We start from the raw sequence: 1,085 nt of genomic DNA, 5'->3' as shown, positions 1-1,085 counted from the left end.
CTACTCCCGTATTCAGATGGTGCTTCACAGGATCAATAAACAATTAAATATAATATAAAGTATTAATAAATCACTTGTAGTTTTCATTTAAAATGAAAAAATTGCTAATTTAAGTGAAAAATCATCACTTATATCTTAATGTTTGTTTGAAATTGTATGAATTGGTGATTAGTGCCGATATAGATGTTGATACAAAATATTTTATGTGAAGGAGTAGACAGTATGAAGTCTGCGGGAACCAAATTGTTGACACTGATGTTGATCGGTGTGCTGGCATTTTTTATGCCGGGTTGTGGAGGCGATGACGACAACGATAACGATCATGTCGTCACGCTGCAGAGTATACAGGTCCAGCCGGTCGATGAGCCGGCAGAAGGTACGACCGATCTGTACCCATTGGTGAAGGGAAATGTCGAATACGAAGCTATCGGCGTTTACAGTGACGGTACGACGAAAGTCATGACGACAGAAGCGGCATGGAGCACCGAAGACGATGCCGTCGCCACGGCGGAAGTCAATGGTCATGTCAAATTCGTCGATGGTGGCCAGACGCAGGTCGTCGCGAAGGTCGGTGACGTTTCGGGCAAGGCCTCTTTGCGAATCGAAGCGCTCGAGAAAATCACATTGATGAAAAAGAGCGGCCTGCCGACACAGATCCCGGCAGGCGTCAGCGTCCAGTACAAAGCCATCGGCGAGACGACGAGCGGTTATACCTTCGATGTTTCCGCCTATGTGGATTGGCAGAGCAGCGACGAAAAAATCGCGAAAGTCGAATTTGTCTATCCCGAGACGGTTTTGCGTGCCGTTCCTCAGAAGTCTCCGGTGATCGTGAAAGTCAAGACTCTGGCGAAAGGCGATGCGACGATTTCCGCGAAAATGACCACGCCGGCGGGCAAAGCGCTCGAGGACGCCAAAGAGATGGCCGTGTCGGACGCCGCACTGCTCAAACTGCAGATCGATCAGTCCGATATGAGCAAACCGGTCGGAACGACGGTGCAGTTGAGCGCTACGGGACTCTTTTCCGACGGAACGGTCATTCCTTTGACGACGGAAGTCGCATGGTCGTCCAGCGATACGAGTGTCGT

At 49.2% G+C, this 1,085-nt stretch carries 1 protein-coding gene; it reads left to right on the top strand.

Features of this window, described 5'->3' with window-relative positions; translation table 11 throughout:
- Window positions 1–222 precede the first annotated feature (222 nt).
- Window positions 223–1,085, top strand: an 863-nt coding sequence (locus Q1K23_RS07095) for a hypothetical protein (RefSeq protein ID WP_300363450.1), incomplete at its 3' end; no start/stop codon positions are given.

Origin of the sequence: Hydrogenimonas sp., from assembly GCF_029933015.1 — a bacterium.
In the GTDB taxonomy this organism is placed as follows: Bacteria; Campylobacterota; Campylobacteria; order Campylobacterales; family Hydrogenimonadaceae; genus Hydrogenimonas.
The sequence above is the reverse complement of the archived record's forward strand: the minus strand, read 5'-3'. Positions and strand labels throughout refer to the sequence as shown.